Here is a 15,244-nt window from a genome sequence, read left to right as displayed (position 1 = left end):
AGGCTAAAGCTGCCTAAGATGGCCGCGCCTCGCGAACAATAAGAATTCCTGAAAAATGCGTGACCTGACTGACGACGTGGCGCTGATGCGTCCAGTGATCGATGCCTTGCGTGCCAGCGGTACCGACCCTGATCGAGTGCTGGCGCGAGTTGGCCTGCCGCCGGGTGGCCTGCCTGCCGGGCGCTTTCCGCATGCCGCCCAGGCGCTGTTCTGGAAGGCCGCCATCGACGAATGCGGCGAAGAGCATGTCGGCCTCTACCTGGCCCAGCACCTGCCGGCGTTTCACGGCCTGCTGCTGGAATACCTGTTTCTTTCCAGCGAAACCTTCGGCGAAGGCCTGCGCCATGCCCTGCGCTATGTACGCCTGCTTTCCGACACCCTGAATGCCAAGCTTGAGGTGCACGGTGAGCGCGCGGTGCTGGTGCTCGGGTTGATTCCCGGCACGCCACGGCATTTCCCTGAAATGCTCGCAGGCGCGGTAATCCGCTTGTTCGATGCGCTGACCGAAGGCGATTTCACCCCTTATGAAGTGCAATTCATGCATGCCGACGGCGCGCCTGCCGAGCGTTACCAGCAGGTCTACGGCTGTCCGGCGCAACTGGGTGGCGAGCGTTACGCCCTGGTGTTCAATGCCGCAGTGCTGGACAAGACCTCACGGCATGCCGCGCCAGAGCTGCTGCGCATGCACGAATCCTTGGCGCGCAGGCAGCTGGCCGAGGTCGAGCGCCTGGACCTGGTGCGCAAGGTGCGTGAGCTGATTGGCGAATTGCTGGTCGACAGCGGCGCCACCCTGGAGCAGGTGGCCGCGCGCTTGAACATGCCGGCGCGGCGGCTGCGCGAGCGCCTGGCCATGGCTGGCGTGCGCTTCAACGACCTGGTCACTGACTACCGCTGCCGTCTGGCCAAGGACCTGCTGCTCAACACCGACGAGCGCATTGAAGTGATCGTCGAGCGCACCGGTTTCTCCGAGCCAAGCACCTTCTACCGCGCCTTCAAGCGTTGGGTCGGGGAAACCCCGGTGGAGTTTCGCAAACGCGGCAAAAATTGAGTGTTACTGGGCGAAATAGGTCGCCCAGAAGTAATACAGCGTCATGCCGCTGCCCACACTGATCACCAGCAGGCGCAGGAACTTGGCCGGCAAACGCTGGCCCAGCGCACCGCCGACATAGCCGCCTACGGTGGCGCCCACCAGCAGAATCACCAGCTCATACCAGCTGACCCGCCCAGCGATGATAAAAGTCGCAGTGGCGACGCTGTAGATCACCGCCGAAATCAGGTTTTTCAGGGCATTGGCGCGGGCCAGCGGGTGACCTTCGATAGAAAATGCCGCCAGTTGCAGAATGCCCATGCCGGCACCGAAGTAGCCACCATAGATCGACACGCCAATATGCGCGCCCAGCGACAACGGGCTATGCGGCGGTTGTGCGGCTTCGGCGCGGCGCGCGGCCAGCCAGCGACTGAGCCAGGGGCTGGCGGTAAACAGCGCGGTGGCCGCCAGCAGCAGCCAGGGAATCAGCTTGGCAAACACTGCATCGCCGCCAACCAGCAGCAACAGCCCACCAAGCAAACCGCCGGCCAGCCCGGCTGCCAGCAGCGGCAGCAGATAACGCCCCAGCGGTCGCAGTGAATCGCGCGCCGCCCAGGCTCCCGCCAGGCTGGCCGGCCACAGCGCCACGGCATTGGTGGCATTGGCGGTCACCGGCGGCAGACCCGCCGCGAGCAGTGCCGGGAAGGAGAAGAAGGTGCCGCCACCGGCGAGGGCATTCATCCCGCCGGCAGCAAAACCGGCGGCAAGCAGAAGCAGAAGATCAGGCACTGACATGGGGCTTCGTTCGTTTGGCTGAAGAGGCAAGGTAAGGCCGCGCGTACGGACCGGCCAAGTACGACCAAGGTCCCGTTTCGCGGCAGTGCGCTATCTGTCGTGGGGGCTCAGCTGTTGTCCGGGGCCATCGCCACCTGGTTGCGACCACTGTGCTTGGCCAGGTAAAGGCCCTCGTCAGCCTTGATGATCAGGCTCATGGGGTCGTTGCCCTCACTCGGCCTGAGGGTGGCGATGCCGATACTCACGCTGATCGGCGAGCCGGGCTTGGGCAGTTCATGGGGGATGCCCAGCGCCTCGATGGCGCGCCGGACTTTTTCGGCTTGCAGGCGCGCGCCACCAGAGGCGGTGCCCGGCATGACCACCGCAAACTCCTCGCCACCATAGCGGGCGGCAAGATCGGCGGCGCGGGTGCAGCTGGCGCGCAGCGCATCGCCCACTTGGCGCAGTACTTCGTCGCCGGCGACATGCCCATGCTGATCGTTGTACGCCTTGAAGTAATCGACATCGATCATCAGCAGTGACAGCTCGCTGTTGTCGCGCAGGGCCCGGTGCCATTCGACTTCGATGTATTCGTCCAGGTAACGGCGGTTAGCCAGGCCGGTGAGGCCGTCGGATTTGATCAGCCGTTGCAGCACCAGGTTGGTGTCGAGCAGTTGCTGCTGGCTTTCGCGCAGGGCGCGGTAGGCCTCATCACGCTGTTGCAGGGTGAGGTAGGAGCGCGAGTGGTAACGGATACGCGCCAGCAGTTCGATCACATCCGGCAGCTTCACCAGGTAGTCGTTGGCCCCGGCGGTGAAGGCGGCGCTCTTGACCTTGGGGTCTTCCTTGGTCGACAGCACGATGATCGGCACATCACGCAGCCCCGGGGCGCTGCGGTACTGGCCGAGCAGGTCGAGACCATCGATGCCGGGCATGATCAGGTCCTGCAGGATCACCGTGGGCTTGATCTGTTGAGCCACGTTCAGGGCCTGGTGCGGGTCCGAGCAGAAATGGAAGTCGATGTCGCTTTCCTCGCTGAGCGCCCGGCGCACGGCCTCGCCGATCATGGCCTGGTCATCGACCAGCAGTACCATCATCGAGTAATCAGGTAGCCCTTGAGGAAGCGGGGGATGCTCATTAGGCCGTGGCATGGCAGTACTCCATCATTTACTTCATCTGGTGCCGGCAAAGTGCTAGCGGTGGGTGCATCAACTCAAGCTCTTGATCAGGCGCGGGGCAATCTTGTTCAGCGGCAGAATCTCCACGGCAGCATCCAGGGCTGCCGCGGCCTTAGGCATACCATAGACCGCGCTGCTGGCCTGGTCCTGGGCGATGGTGTGAAAACCGCGTTCACGCATCTGTTTGAGCCCGCGTGCGCCGTCGCGGCCCATACCGGTCAGCAATACGCCGATGGCCTCGCCGCGCCAGTGGCTGGCCACGCTGTTGAAGAATACATCGATAGACGGGCGGTAAACCTGGTCGGCCGGCTCGCGGCGGTAGACCAGCCGCCCTTCGGCGGTCAGATACAGGTGGTTGTTGGTGCCGGCCAGCAGCACTTCGCCCGGCTGCAGCAACTCGCCTTCCTGAGCCAGACGTACAGGCATGTGCGATTCGCTGGCCAGCCACTGCGCCATGCCGGCGGCAAACACCTCGTCGACGTGTTGTACCAGGACGATGCTGGCGGGAAAGTTCGCCGGGATCTGCTGCAGCAATTCAACCAGCGAGGCCGGGCCGCCAGCCGAGGCACCAATGGCCACCAGACGTTTGCCGCGCTGATCGCTGGCCTTGGCCGGGGCTGGGCTGACGTTGCGTGAGGCCTTGTGGCCGATCATCCAGGCGATATTGTGGATCTTGCGGCGGATCGCCGCGCCATCGAGCAGCTGTTGTGGCCCGAGTGACGGCACGGCCACAACGTCCAGCGCGCCGACGCCCATGGCGTCGAACACCTGGGTCATGTTGCGTTCGACATCGGCAGTGACGATCAGGATCGCGCAGGGGGTGTCGTGCATGATCCGTCGGGTGGCTTCGACACCGTTCATGCCGGGCATCAGCATGTCCATCAGCAGCAGGTCGGGGCGATCCTCGCGGCAGCGGCGCACGGCCTCTTCGCCATTCTCGGCGACCCAGATCAACTCGTACTGCGGCTCGGCAGCCAGCGCCCGGCGCAGGCTTTCCACGGCCAGCGGCATGTCGTTGGCGATTGCAATCCTCATTCGCGCGCCTCTCCAATCAGGGTCTGTACTGCATCCAGCAGTGCTTCGTCATGGAAGCTGGCCTTGGCCAGGTAGTAGTCCGCCCCAGCTTCCAGTCCTTTGCGGCGGTCTTCTTCGCGGTCCTTGTAGGACACCACCATCACCGGCAGGGCGCGCAGGCGAGGGTCCTGGCGCACCAGGGTGACCAGTTCGATGCCGTCCATGCGCGGCATGTCGATATCGGTGATCAGCAGGTCGAAGTTGCCTGCGCGCAGGGCGTTCCAGCCGTCCATGCCATCGACGGCCACCTCGACCTGATAGCCGCGACTGAGCAGCAGTTTGCGTTCCAGCTCACGCACGGTGAGCGAGTCATCCACCACCAGCACGCGTTTGCTGGCCGCCTGACGGGTGCTGCCGCTGTGGTCGACCCGTTCCAGATGGCCGCCGCCGAGCAGCTTGGCCACTGAATTGAGCAGGTCATCGACATCCAGAATCAGTACCGGTGTGCCATCGTGCAACAGGGCCCCGGCTGCCACATCGCGGATCTTGCCCAGGCGCGGGTCCAGCGGCATCAGCACCAGGGTGTACTCACCAATAAAGCGTTCGACCGCCAGGCCGTGACAGCGCTCGCGGTCACGGATCATCACAATCGGGATGTCGGTTTCTTCGCTCTTCTGCTCGGCGCGTTGCAGCAACTGGGCGGCGGACAGCAGGCCGATGTGTTCGTCTTCGAGCCAGAAGTGCTGGCGCCCTTCGAGGTGCACAATCGCCTCACGTTGCAGGCGCAGCATGCGTTCGATCTGCGCCAGTGGGAAGGCATACGCCTCGCCGCCGATGCTCACCACCAGCGCGCGGACCACTGACAGAGTCAGCGGCAGTTCGATGTGGAACAGGCTGCCTTCGCCCTGACGCTGTTGCAGGCGCACGTTGCCGCGCATGCGGCGGATTTCGTGCTGCACCACGTCCAGGCCGACGCCCCGTCCGGACACTTCGGTGACCTGCTGGCTCATGCTGAAACCAGGCAGGAAGAGGAAGGTCAGCAGCTCTTCCTCGCTCATCTGCGCCACCTGTTCGGCGGAGGTGAAGCGGCGCTCGATGATGGCCTGGCGAACCCGCTCCAGGTCAACGCCGCCGCCGTCATCGCTGACTTCGAGGATCAGCATGTTGGCGTGATGACGGGCTTTGAGTTGTACCGTGCCTTCTTCGGGCTTGCCTTTGCGCAGCCGCAGCGCCGGCGGCTCGATGCCGTGGTCGACGGCATTGCGCAGCAGGTGGGTCAGCGGTGCTTCCAGGCGTTCGAGAATGTCGCGGTCGACCTGGGTGTGTTCGCCTTCGACTTCCAGGTGCACCTGCTTGCCCAGCGAACGTCCCAGGTCGCGCAGCATGCGCGCCTGGCCGGTCAGCACGTCGGCAAACGGCCGCATGCGCGAGGCCAGGGCCAGGTCATAGAGTTGCTGGGTACGCTGGCCGCCATGCCAGACGAAGTCATCGAACAGTTCCTGATGACTTTGCAGCTGCTGCTGGCACTCCATCAGTAGATGACGGCCGTCGTTGAGCAGGGTTTTAATAGCGGGACTGATCGGCAGGCCGAGCAGCTGTTCGCGCAGGCTCTCGTAGGTGCGTCGCGCGGCGGCCTGTTGGCGCTTGAGGCGGTGCAGCGAGTCGCTCAGCGGTTTCATGCGCTGGAATTCCACCAGCGATTTGCCCGACAGGTCGATCAGGTGATCGAAGCGTTCGGCGGATACGCGCAGCACCCGGCTGTGCTCTTCGCTTGTCGGTTCTGCGGGCGGCATAGGGGGCGCGGACTGGGCGCTGGACGCAGATTCGGGCGTTTGTGTCTGGGGCTGTGTTTGCTGGGGAATGGGTGGCTCTCGCAGGGCCGGTACGGCGGCCCCGAGCAGTGTCTGCAGACGTGAGGTGAGCTGTTTGACCTGGGTTTCAAGTTCGCTATCGGACTGCGCCTGGCCGATGCGCAGCAGCAGGTCGGAGCCTTGCAACAGGGCATCAATATGATCCGGCAGTAGGCGCAGCAGGCCTTCCTGGGCGGCCACCAGCAGGTCTTCCATGGCGTGGGCCACCTGCACGCCGCTGTCCAGGCCGACAATCCGCGAAGCACCCTTGAGCGAGTGCGCCGCGCGCATGCAGGCTTCCAGCTGCCCGGCGTTGAGCGGGTCGCGCTCCAGGATCAGCAGGCCGGTATCCAGCACCTGCTTCTGCGCCTCCGCTTCCAGGCGGAACAGCTCAAGCAGCGAGGCATCGCGCATCTGGTCCGGGGTCATGTCAGGCTCCTGCTCATGGCGGCGAGCAGCTGTTCATCGTCAAGCAGGGTGATGCTCCTGCCACCCCACTGCAGTACACCGGCGCTGAAGCGGCTGATGGTGCGCTTGTCTTCCTGCACTGAAGCACCGATCAGCGCCAGGGGAATGCGCTGAATGCCGCCGACTTCATCCACCGGGCTGACCAATGGCCCGGCGCTGGTTTCAAGAATCAGCATGCGCGGGATGCTGCGTTTTTCCGCTTTGCTGTCGCTGTGCTCCAGGCCCAGTACACCGCCCAGGTCGAGGCAGGCGACCAGGGTGCCGCGCACGTTGGTGACGCCCAGCAGGCTGCCGGCTTTCTGGTGCGGCAGGGTATGAGTCGGTGAAAGCGGCATCACTTCGGCCATGCGTCGGGTGGCGAGCGCCAGCCACTCTTCGCCCAGGCGAAAGATCAGCAGCGAGCGCTGTTCGCCCTGCTCGGCGTTGGCCTCGACCTGGCCATAGGCGCTGCTGTCCTGTTCCAGTCGGGTGCCGTAGCGGTCGAGCAGGGCAATCGCGGCGGCACTGTAAACCTCGCAGTTGCGGCAGTGGATATGGGCGTCCAGGCGTGCGCAGCTCTGGTCGCCGAATACGCCGATGCGGTTCCAGCAATCGTCGATCGGGGCCTGTTGCGGCAGTAGCGGGTCCGTGTCCATCACGCTGATTTACCTCCCTCCTGGGCGCGCCGGTACAGGCGTTGGGCTCCGCTCTGGTCGCCCTGGTTTTCCAGGTGGGCGGCCAGGTGGGTCAGTGCTTCGCGGTGCTGCGGGTCAAGATAGATGGCCTTGCGGTAGTAACCACAGGCTTGGTCGCTGTGCTGTTGCACATCGCTAAGCAAGCCCAGCCAATAGAAAGCCTGAGCGCTGGGGCCTTCAGTCTGCAGATGCTGTTCGCAGAGGCTGCGCGCCTGCTCACAGTGCCCGGCGTTGGCCAGCTCGGCAACGCTGTCCCAGAGTGAGCGGGTTGGTTGTGCTACAGGCGCGGCAGCGGGTGCGGCAACAATTGGCGCGCTGCGTGGCCGTGGTGCTGGTGCCGGCTGGCGCGGCATGGGTGGCAGTGGGCGGCTGGGTGGCTTCAGGTTGAGCGGGCGAGCGGCGTCACTGGCGGCAAAGCGGAAGGCAAAGGTCTGTTGCCGGCCCAGCGCCTGCATCCCATTTTGGGTGGCCAGGCTGGCCTCGGCCGGGCCGATAAACAGCACGCCTTCTGGTTGCAGCTGACGTTTGAGCAGGTCCAGCACGCGTACCTGAGTGGCCCGGTCGAAGTAGATCAGCAGGTTGCGGCAGAAAATGAAATCGTAGGCCGGCGTGGTGCTGAACAGGTTGCCGTCGAGCAGGTTGCCACAGCGCAGTTGTACGCGGCTTTTGACCCGCTCATCGAGTACGAAGCTGTCATCCTGCGGGCGAAAGAAGCGCTCGCGAAACGCCAGCGCCTCACCGCGAAACGAGTTGCGGCCGTAGATGCCACGGCTGGCCAGGGCCAGTACCTTGTCGCTGACATCCAGGGCTTCAATCTGGAACTGCTCGGGGGCGAGACCGGCATCGAGCAGAGTCATGGCGATCGAGTAGGGTTCTTCGCCGCTGGAGCAGGGCAGGCTGATGATGCGCAGCGGCCGCGTGGCGTTGAGCTGCGTACAGCGCTCCAGGGCCAGGGTGGCGAGGGCCTTGAAGGATTCGGGGTAGCGGAAGAACCAGGTTTCCGGCACCACCACGGCTTCAACCAGCGCCTGTTGTTCCTTGGGCGAGCCATTGAGGGTGATCCAGTAGTCCTCTAGGGTGCTCTTGTGCTGAGCCTGCATGCGCTGACGCACGGCGCGCTCGATCACGCTGCGGCCGACTGACTCGGCATCAAGGCCGATACGCGACTTCAGCAGGCGCTCGATGTGCTCAATCATGCGTGCTCGTCCTCAGCCGCTGGCGTGGCCTTGAACAGCAGGCTACGCAGCGCTTCATCGAGCAGCCCGGCCACCTCGATGCGCTGGATCAGGCCGTGCGCGTCTGCCTGTGTCGGGCCGAGATAGTCCGCTTGCCCGGCCTCCAGGCCGCTGGCCACAAAGGCGTTGGCCGGCAGGCGTTGGGTGTCGGTGGCCTGCTCCAGAATCAGTCCGAGGATGTTGGCCTGCTCGCCGCGTTGGCCGTCGAAGTACACCAGTACCAGGCGTGTGCTGCTGCGTATCCGCGCGGCGCGGTTGAGTACGCGCTGGTTGAGGTCGAGCACGGGAATCATCCGCCCGCGGTGCTGGAAGATTCCAGCCACCCACGCCGGGGTTTCCGGAACCTGCTTGAGCTGGCGCAACGGCAGCACCTCAGCCACTTCGCGGGCGCTGATGGCGTAGCGGTCCTCGCCGAGGTGGAACAGCAGGTGCAGTTCGCCCTCGCGGGCGTTGGCAGTCACGGCCTTGTGCATGGTCAGACCTTGAAGCTGCTGACGCCAACCCGCAGGTTGTTGGCCACCTGGTTCAACTCGTCAATTGCTGCGCCTGCCTGGCGCAGGGAGTCGACGGTCTGGCTGCTGGCTTCGCTCAGTTGCACCAGGGCCTGGTTGATCTGTTCGGCACCGGTCGATTGTGCCTGCATGCCTTCGTTGACCATCTGGATACGCGGGGCGAGGGCCTGCACCTGCTGAATGATCTGCGCCAGCTGGTCGCCCATCTGCGCCATTTCGCCAATGCCGCGGCGCACTTCTTCGGAGAATTTGTCCATGCCCATGACCCCGGCCGATACCGCCGACTGGATTTCGCGCACCATCTGCTCGATGTCGTAGGTGGCTACGGCGGTCTGGTCGGCCAGGCGACGTACCTCGACGGCGACCACGGCAAAGCCTTTGCCGTACTCGCCGGCTTTCTCCGCCTCGATGGCCGCGTTGAGGGAGAGCAGGTTGGTCTGGTCCGCCACTTTGACGATGGTGGTGACCACGTGATTGATGTTGCCGGCCTTCTCGTTGAGGATCGACAGCTTGCCGTTGACCACGTCGGCAGCGCCCATGACGTGGCGCATGATCTCTTCCATGCGGGTCAGCCCCAGTTGCCCGGTGCCGGCGAGTACCGAGGTCTGTTCGGCGTTGTCGGACACCTCGCCCATGGTGCGTACCAGGTCACGGGAGGTGGCGGCAATCTCACGCGAGGTGGCACCGATTTCCGTGGTGGTGGCGGCCGTTTCGGTGGCGGTGGCCTGCTGCTGACGCGAGGTGGCAGCGATTTCGGTGACCGAGGTGGTCATCTGCACGGCCGAGCGCTGGGCGTGGCCAACCAGGGTCTTGAGCTCGCCAACCATGCTGTTGAAGCCGATTTCGATGGCGTGGAATTCATCCTGACGCTGCATGTCCAGGCGCACCGAAAGGTCGCCGCTTTCGAGTTGCTTGAGCGTGCTGACGATGCTGTTGACCGGCCGGGTGATCGATTGCAGCAGCAGCCAGCCACTGGTGGCAGCCGCCAGAACTGTCAGCAGGATGGCCAGCAGCAGACCTATTTCCAGAGCGCGTACGGCGTCGCGGATTTCCGTGGAGGCGCTGTCGGAGAGTGATTTGTTCAGCTCGGTCAGGTTGCTCAGTGTCTGCTGGCCTTTTTCCCATTCAGGGAATACCTGCTCGGCACTGAATTTGCGCCCTTGCTGCCCTGGAGCATCACGCAGGGTATTGCGCAGTTGTTCATGCAGCTTCAGGTACTGCTTGTGCTGCTGACGGAACTGCGCGACTAGGGTGTGCTCGCCTTCTGTGGCGGCGGTTTTCAGGTAGTGCTCGAGCAGGTCATCGAGCTGTGCTTCGCTCTGCTCGAACTGTTCCTGATAGTGTTTCAGTACGGCATCAGGCTCCTCATCGATCAGGCGCAACAGCATGCGCCGGGTGTCGAGCATATGGTGAGCCCAGGTGTCCTGCATTCTGCTGGCGTAATAGGCTCCAGGCACAGACTCGGTCAGCATGTTCTCCGCCTCATCCTCGATGGCGGCCATGCGCAGGTAGGAGGCACTGGCGAGCAACAGCAGAATGGCGATAAGGACGGTGAAACTGGCAATGATGCGGTTGCGAACGGTTAACTTCATCCCGTGATCCTTCAGCTGCTGTTGAAGCTGCTAGTCGTGCGTGGTGATGGGCGTGCTGCCGCCCGCATTGCCGTGGCAGCGGGTGATCGCGCTATTGCGGCCATGCTACTGGTCAGCCAGCGGTCAGCCAACCAGTTATAGCGTGTAACGCGCCAAGGCACCGCCGTGCAGGCGCTAACGGCTTGCCTAGTTGCGTGTCAGCGGGGACGTACGGGCCTCTCATCGTGCAACAGGGTGTGTAATTCCTCTGCCACGGGCATCGGCTTGAAGGCGCTGACCCGCGCCCGCCCGGTGTTGCCGACGGGCACCCAAATGCGTGAGAACAGCAAGGCCGCGACAACCCGCGGCAGTTGGCCGGCCACTTCGCGGTAATCGCGCTGTTGCCAGCCGAGCGTGAGCATCAGCCAATGGCTTTTGGCATGCAGCAGAGGCTGGCGTTGGCTGAGGATATGCGCGCGTTCCAGCCAGGCGAAAGCGGCCGTATTGTCGTGGGCATGCCTGGCCAGGTCGGCTTGGTGGAAGGCTTCGCTAATCGCCTGTTGTAGCGGTGTATGCATGTTGCTGTGCTCCTATTTCTTCAGCAGGCGCAGGCCGTTGAATACCACCAGCAGGCTGACGCCCATGTCGGCAAACACCGCCATCCACAGGGTGGCCTGGCCACTCAGGCTGATGGCGAGAAACAGCGCCTTGACCCCCAATGCCAGGATGATGTTCTGCTTCAGAATGGCTGCGGTCTGCTGCGACAGGCGAATAAAGGCTGGAATCTTGCGCAGGTCGTCGTCCATCAGGGCCACGTCGGCGGTTTCGATGGCTGTATCGGTGCCGGCTGCCGCCATGGCGAAACCAATCTGTGCTTTGGCCAGCGCCGGGGCATCGTTGATCCCGTCACCGACCATGCCGACGACAACCCCCCGTGCCTGTAGGGCTTCGATGGCCTGCAGCTTGTCCTCCGGCAACAGGTTGCCGCGCGCTTCGTCGATGCCCACCTGGGCCGCGATGGCGGCCGCGGTGTGCGGGTTGTCGCCAGTCAGCATGCTGGTCTTCACCCCCAGCGCATGCAGCTGGGCGATGGCTTCGCGGCTGGATTCTTTCACCGTATCGGCCACGGCAAACAGCGCCAGCGCACGACTGTTGTCGCACAGCACCACCACGCTTTTGCCCTGGCGTTCCAGGCCTTCGAGGGTGGCTTCCAGTTCGGCCGAGCACAGGCCACGTTCTTCCACCAGGCGATGATTGCCCAGGTAGAACACGGCGCCGTCGATATTTCCCTGCACGCCACGACCGGGCAGGGCGGCAAAATTCTCGACTGCGCGGATGAGCAGGTTCTGCTCACGCGCCTGCTTGGCAATCGCCTGGGACACCGGGTGGTCGGAGCGATCGGCCAGGCTCGCGGCGTGGCTGCGGTAGTGTTCGGCATCCTGTTCCAGCAGGGGCAGGTCATCGGTTTGCACCGGCTTGCCGTGGGTGAGGGTGCCGGTCTTGTCGAGCGCCAGAAAGCCCAGCTTGGCAGCGCTTTCCAGGTAGATCCCACCCTTGACCAGAATGCCTTTGCGTGCGGCGGCGGCCAGGCCGCTGACGATGGTCACCGGGGTCGAGATCACCAGGGCGCAGGGGCATGCCACCACCAGCAGCACCAGGGCGCGGTAAATCCAGTCATACCAGGGTTCGGCCAGCAGCAGTGGCGGTAGCAGCGCAACCGCCAGGGCCAGGAGAAACACCAGCGGGGTGTAGACCTTGGCGAACTGGTCGACAAAGCGCTGGGTCGGCGCGCGCGAGCCCTGCGCCTGTTCAACCGCGTGGATGATCCGCGCCAGTGTGGTGTTGGCGGCAGCGGCCAGTACGCGGTATTCCAGTGCGCCGGCCTGGTTGATGGTGCCGGCAAAGACCGGGTCGCCAATGGTCTTTTCCACGGGCAGGCTTTCGCCGGTAATGGGGGCCTGATTGATCGTCGAGTGGCCGCTGATCACTTCGCCATCCAGGCCGATGCGTTCGCCTGGGCGCACCCTGACCAAGGCGCCGACTGCAACGCTCGTTATCGCTACGTCCAGCCAGCTGCCGTCGGCCTGCTGCACCGCGGCGCGCTCGGGCGTCAGGTCCATCAGGCTGCGAATGGCATTGCGCGCACGATCCAGTGACTTGGCTTCGATCAGCTCGGCCACGGCAAACAGGAACATGACCATGGCCGCCTCCGGCCATTGGCCGATTAGTACGGCGCCGGTTACGGCAATACTCATCAGTGCATTGATATTCAGGTTGCGATTTTTCAGGGCGATCCAGCCCTTTTTGTAGGTGCCCAGGCCGCACAACAGAATGGCCAGCAGCGCCATGCCCGCGACCACCCACTCCGGTGCCAGCGCGGCGAAGTGCAGAACTTCTGCGCTCAGCGCCGCCACCCCGGACAGCGCCAACGGCCACCAGGCTTTCTTGCGTGGCTCCGGGGCGGGTTTCGCTTCGCCCGTCAGCGGCTCGGCCTGCATGCCGAGCGCGCCGATGGCTGCCTCAATTGGCGTGGTGGACGGCAAGCGGTGCCAGACCCCGAGCACGCGGTTGATCAGATTGAACTCCAGGCGCTCGATGCCTGCGAGCTTGCCCAGGCGCTCTTCGATCAGCGTCTGCTCCGTCGGGCAGTCCATCTGCTCGATGCGAAACTGGCTGAACAGGGCACCGTCCAGGGCTCCTTCGCCCGTCGGTGCAGTGGCCATGGCGTCTGCTTTCGGTGGGTGATGGTGGCCGCAGCAATCATTCATCAGACTATCCTCGCTACACGATGGAGTAGAGTGAACACCCTAAAGCCACTACAGGGTCAAGCACCTTTGCGCGAGGTTGTCATGAAGATTGGAGTACTGGCCAAACAGGCGGATTGCCCGGTTGAAACGGTGCGCTACTACGAGCGCGAAGGGCTGCTGCCGGCTCCGGCCCGCACCGAGGGCAATTACCGGCTGTATAACAGCGAGCACCTGGAGCGGCTGACCTTTATCCGCAATTGCCGCACGCTGGACATGACCCTGGATGAAATCCGCCGCCTGCTGGCCCTGATGGACAGCCCCGCGCAGAACTGTGAAGGCGTCAACAGCCTGGTGGATGAGCACATTCGTCATGTTCAGGCGCGGGTTACCAGCCTGCTGGCACTGCAACAACAACTGCTCGACCTGCGTCACCGCTGTGCTTCGGAACAGGGCGTGGAGGCCTGCGGCATTCTCCAGCAGCTGAACTGCAGCGGCGGGGTCAGCGCGCTGCCGGATGACGGCCACTCGCATGTGGGCAAGAGCCATCGGCACTGAGCTCTGTGCTGGCAAATCTTGGGGGCGGGGAATGCCGGCGGCGATTTTTGGGCAATAAAAAAGCCGGCTTGTGGCCGGCTTTTAGGGGGTAGTCCCGACTTATTTTTGGTAAGCCGCGACCGCCTTGAGAATCAGACCTCGGGCTTCTTCAGCGCCGCCCCAGCCTTCAACCTTGACCCATTTGCCTTTCTCGAGATCCTTGTAGTTCTCGAAGAAGTGCTTGATCTGCTCGATCAGCAGCGCGGGCAGGTCGGTGTATTCCTGGACGTCTTTGTACAGCACGCTGAGTTTGTCGTGCGGTACGGCAACCAGCTTGGCGTCGCCGCCGGCTTCGTCGCTCATGTGCAGCACGCCAACCGGGCGGGCGCGGATAACCGAGCCTGGCGCCACTGGGTACGGGGTCACGACCAGCACGTCGAGTGGATCACCGTCGTCCGCCAGGGTGTGCGGGATAAAACCGTAGTTGGCCGGGTAGAACATCGGGGTGGCCATGAAGCGGTCGACCATCAGACAGTCGCTGTCGTGGTCGATTTCGTATTTGATCGGCGCGTGGTTGGCCGGGATCTCGATGGCGACGTAGATGTCGTTCGGCAGGTCTTTACCGGCTGGGATCTTGCTGTAGCTCATGGGGCGACTCCCGAGGGGTGGGCCAAAAAAGTGGCGCGATTATAGGCATATTCCCCCGGTGTTGCTACGCCGGGATGCCTAGCCATTGGTCGCGAACTCACTGTCTTCGGTTCTGACCTGATAGTCCGGGTTGCTCGCTTGCAACTGCTGCAGGCGTGCCAGTGGACCCTGCCGGTAGAACAGTGCCAGCTGCGCGTACACCGCCGGGAAGGCTTCAGCGAGCAGGTCCGGGGCGCTGAAGAAGTATTCGCTGGTCACGGCAAAGAATTCTGCCGGGTTTTCCGCTGCATAAGGGTCGATAGCGGTGTCGGCCTCGGGGTTGGCATCCAGTTCGGCGTTCATCTGGTCAAAGGCGCTCTGCATGGCCTCGGCCCACTCCTGCACGGCCATGTTGCTGTGTAGCGGCGGCAGGCCGTTGGCGTCGCCATTGAGCATGTCCAGCTTGTGCGCCAGTTCGTGAATCACCAGGTTGTAGCCGTCCCACTGGCCGCTGGCCTGTACGCCTGGCCAGGCGAGGATCACAGGACCTTGCTGCCAGGCCTCGCCGCTGTGTTCGGCGTCCCATTCGTGCACCACGCCGCTCGGGTCGCGGTGGCGTTGCGGGCTGACGAAATCATCCGGATACAGGACGATTTCATGAAAGCCCTGGTACCAGTTGAGGTCGGCCAGGTGCAGCAGTGGCAGCTCGGCCTGCACCGCCAGCAGCAGGCGTGCGTGGCTGTCCAGCTCCACGTCGGGTAGGGGGCTGAGGTGTTTGTGGTGCAAAAACAGCACGGCACGTTCACGCAGGCGCTGCTGTTCGGCTTCATTCAAGCCGTCGAGGATCGGTAGCTGCTGCAGCACGGCCTGCCATTGCGCAGGGCTGATGGGGTGACGGGCAAGGATGCGCTGGCGACGCCAGGCGCGGAACGACCACATGGACTCGGCTCGGACGCTAGGGAGCGCCCACCTTAAGCCTGGGGGTAGCGTTGGGCAAGTCGGCACAAAGGCTGCAGTGACATGCTTACCTGCG

Annotated in this window: 14 protein-coding genes; 2 read left to right on the top strand and 12 right to left on the bottom strand. The window is 63.8% G+C overall.

The window, feature by feature from the left end:
- Nucleotides 1-55 precede the first annotated feature (55 nt).
- Nucleotides 56-1,048 (top strand): AraC family transcriptional regulator, encoded by a 993-nt coding sequence (locus ACOCLD_RS19210; protein WP_392540094.1) that lies wholly within the window; start codon nt 56-58, stop codon nt 1,046-1,048.
- Between the two features lie 3 nt (nt 1,049-1,051).
- Here ACOCLD_RS19210 and ACOCLD_RS19205 read toward each other — a convergent pair whose 3' ends face one another.
- The 10 genes from ACOCLD_RS19205 to ACOCLD_RS19160 all read right to left on the bottom strand — a co-directional run bounded on the left by ACOCLD_RS19205 (nt 1,052) and on the right by ACOCLD_RS19160 (nt 13,026).
- A complete protein-coding gene (locus ACOCLD_RS19205; protein WP_422910311.1) occupies nt 1,052-1,822 on the bottom strand; it encodes a sulfite exporter TauE/SafE family protein in 771 nt (256 codons plus the stop codon).
- Nucleotides 1,823-1,929: 107 nt separating this feature from the next.
- Nucleotides 1,930-2,952: a response regulator gene (locus ACOCLD_RS19200; RefSeq protein ID WP_257777781.1), complete on the bottom strand. Its 1,023-nt coding sequence runs from the start codon at nt 2,950-2,952 to the stop codon at nt 1,930-1,932.
- Nucleotides 2,953-3,009: 57 nt separating this feature from the next.
- Entirely contained in the window at nt 3,010-4,014 is a 1,005-nt protein-coding gene (locus ACOCLD_RS19195) for a chemotaxis response regulator protein-glutamate methylesterase (protein ID WP_422910310.1), read from the bottom strand.
- The gene (locus ACOCLD_RS19190) at nt 4,011-6,272 is read right to left on the bottom strand and encodes a hybrid sensor histidine kinase/response regulator (protein WP_422910309.1); all 2,262 of its coding nucleotides are present in this window, start codon (nt 6,270-6,272) and stop codon (nt 4,011-4,013) included. Before ACOCLD_RS19190 ends, ACOCLD_RS19195 begins: the two co-directional genes overlap by 4 nt.
- Nucleotides 6,269-6,946, bottom strand: a complete 678-nt coding sequence (locus tag ACOCLD_RS19185) for a chemotaxis protein CheW (RefSeq protein ID WP_422911848.1) — start codon at nt 6,944-6,946, stop codon at nt 6,269-6,271. The genes ACOCLD_RS19190 and ACOCLD_RS19185 overlap by 4 nt, the downstream gene beginning before the upstream one ends.
- Nucleotides 6,946-8,181: a CheR family methyltransferase gene (locus ACOCLD_RS19180; protein WP_422910308.1), complete on the bottom strand. Its 1,236-nt coding sequence runs from the start codon at nt 8,179-8,181 to the stop codon at nt 6,946-6,948. Before ACOCLD_RS19180 ends, ACOCLD_RS19185 begins: the two co-directional genes overlap by 1 nt.
- Nucleotides 8,178-8,693 carry a chemotaxis protein CheW gene (locus tag ACOCLD_RS19175; protein WP_257777777.1) on the bottom strand — a complete coding sequence of 172 codons (516 nt, stop codon included), beginning with the start codon at nt 8,691-8,693 and terminating at the stop codon, nt 8,178-8,180. The genes ACOCLD_RS19180 and ACOCLD_RS19175 overlap by 4 nt, the downstream gene beginning before the upstream one ends.
- 2 nt (nt 8,694-8,695) lie before the next feature.
- Nucleotides 8,696-10,324, bottom strand: coding sequence for a methyl-accepting chemotaxis protein (locus ACOCLD_RS19170; protein WP_422910307.1), 1,629 nt, complete (start codon nt 10,322-10,324; stop codon nt 8,696-8,698).
- 197 nt (nt 10,325-10,521) lie between these two features.
- On the bottom strand, nt 10,522-10,881 hold the full coding sequence (locus tag ACOCLD_RS19165; protein ID WP_422910306.1) for a DUF3703 domain-containing protein: 360 nt from the start codon (nt 10,879-10,881) through the stop codon (nt 10,522-10,524).
- A gap of 12 nt (nt 10,882-10,893) precedes the next feature.
- A complete protein-coding gene (locus ACOCLD_RS19160; protein ID WP_422911847.1) occupies nt 10,894-13,026 on the bottom strand; it encodes a heavy metal translocating P-type ATPase in 2,133 nt (710 codons plus the stop codon).
- 126 nt (nt 13,027-13,152) lie between these two features.
- Between ACOCLD_RS19160 and cadR the strand changes: the two genes are divergently transcribed.
- Nucleotides 13,153-13,605: a Cd(II)/Pb(II)-responsive transcriptional regulator gene (gene cadR / locus ACOCLD_RS19155; protein ID WP_422910305.1), complete on the top strand. Its 453-nt coding sequence runs from the start codon at nt 13,153-13,155 to the stop codon at nt 13,603-13,605.
- Nucleotides 13,606-13,704: 99 nt separating this feature from the next.
- On the opposite strand, the gene ppa is transcribed toward cadR, so the two are convergent.
- Nucleotides 13,705-14,232, bottom strand: a complete 528-nt coding sequence (gene ppa, locus ACOCLD_RS19150; protein WP_422910304.1) for an inorganic diphosphatase — start codon at nt 14,230-14,232, stop codon at nt 13,705-13,707.
- A 78-nt stretch (nt 14,233-14,310) separates the two neighbouring features.
- Nucleotides 14,311-15,150: a zinc-dependent peptidase gene (locus tag ACOCLD_RS19145; RefSeq protein ID WP_422910303.1), complete on the bottom strand. Its 840-nt coding sequence runs from the start codon at nt 15,148-15,150 to the stop codon at nt 14,311-14,313.
- Nucleotides 15,151-15,244: the final 94 nt, after the last annotated feature.

It is taken from the genome of Pseudomonas cimarronensis (assembly GCF_049331905.1).
Classification (GTDB): Bacteria; Pseudomonadota; Gammaproteobacteria; order Pseudomonadales; family Pseudomonadaceae; genus Aquipseudomonas.
This window is presented reverse-complemented; position numbering and strand designations above follow the sequence as displayed.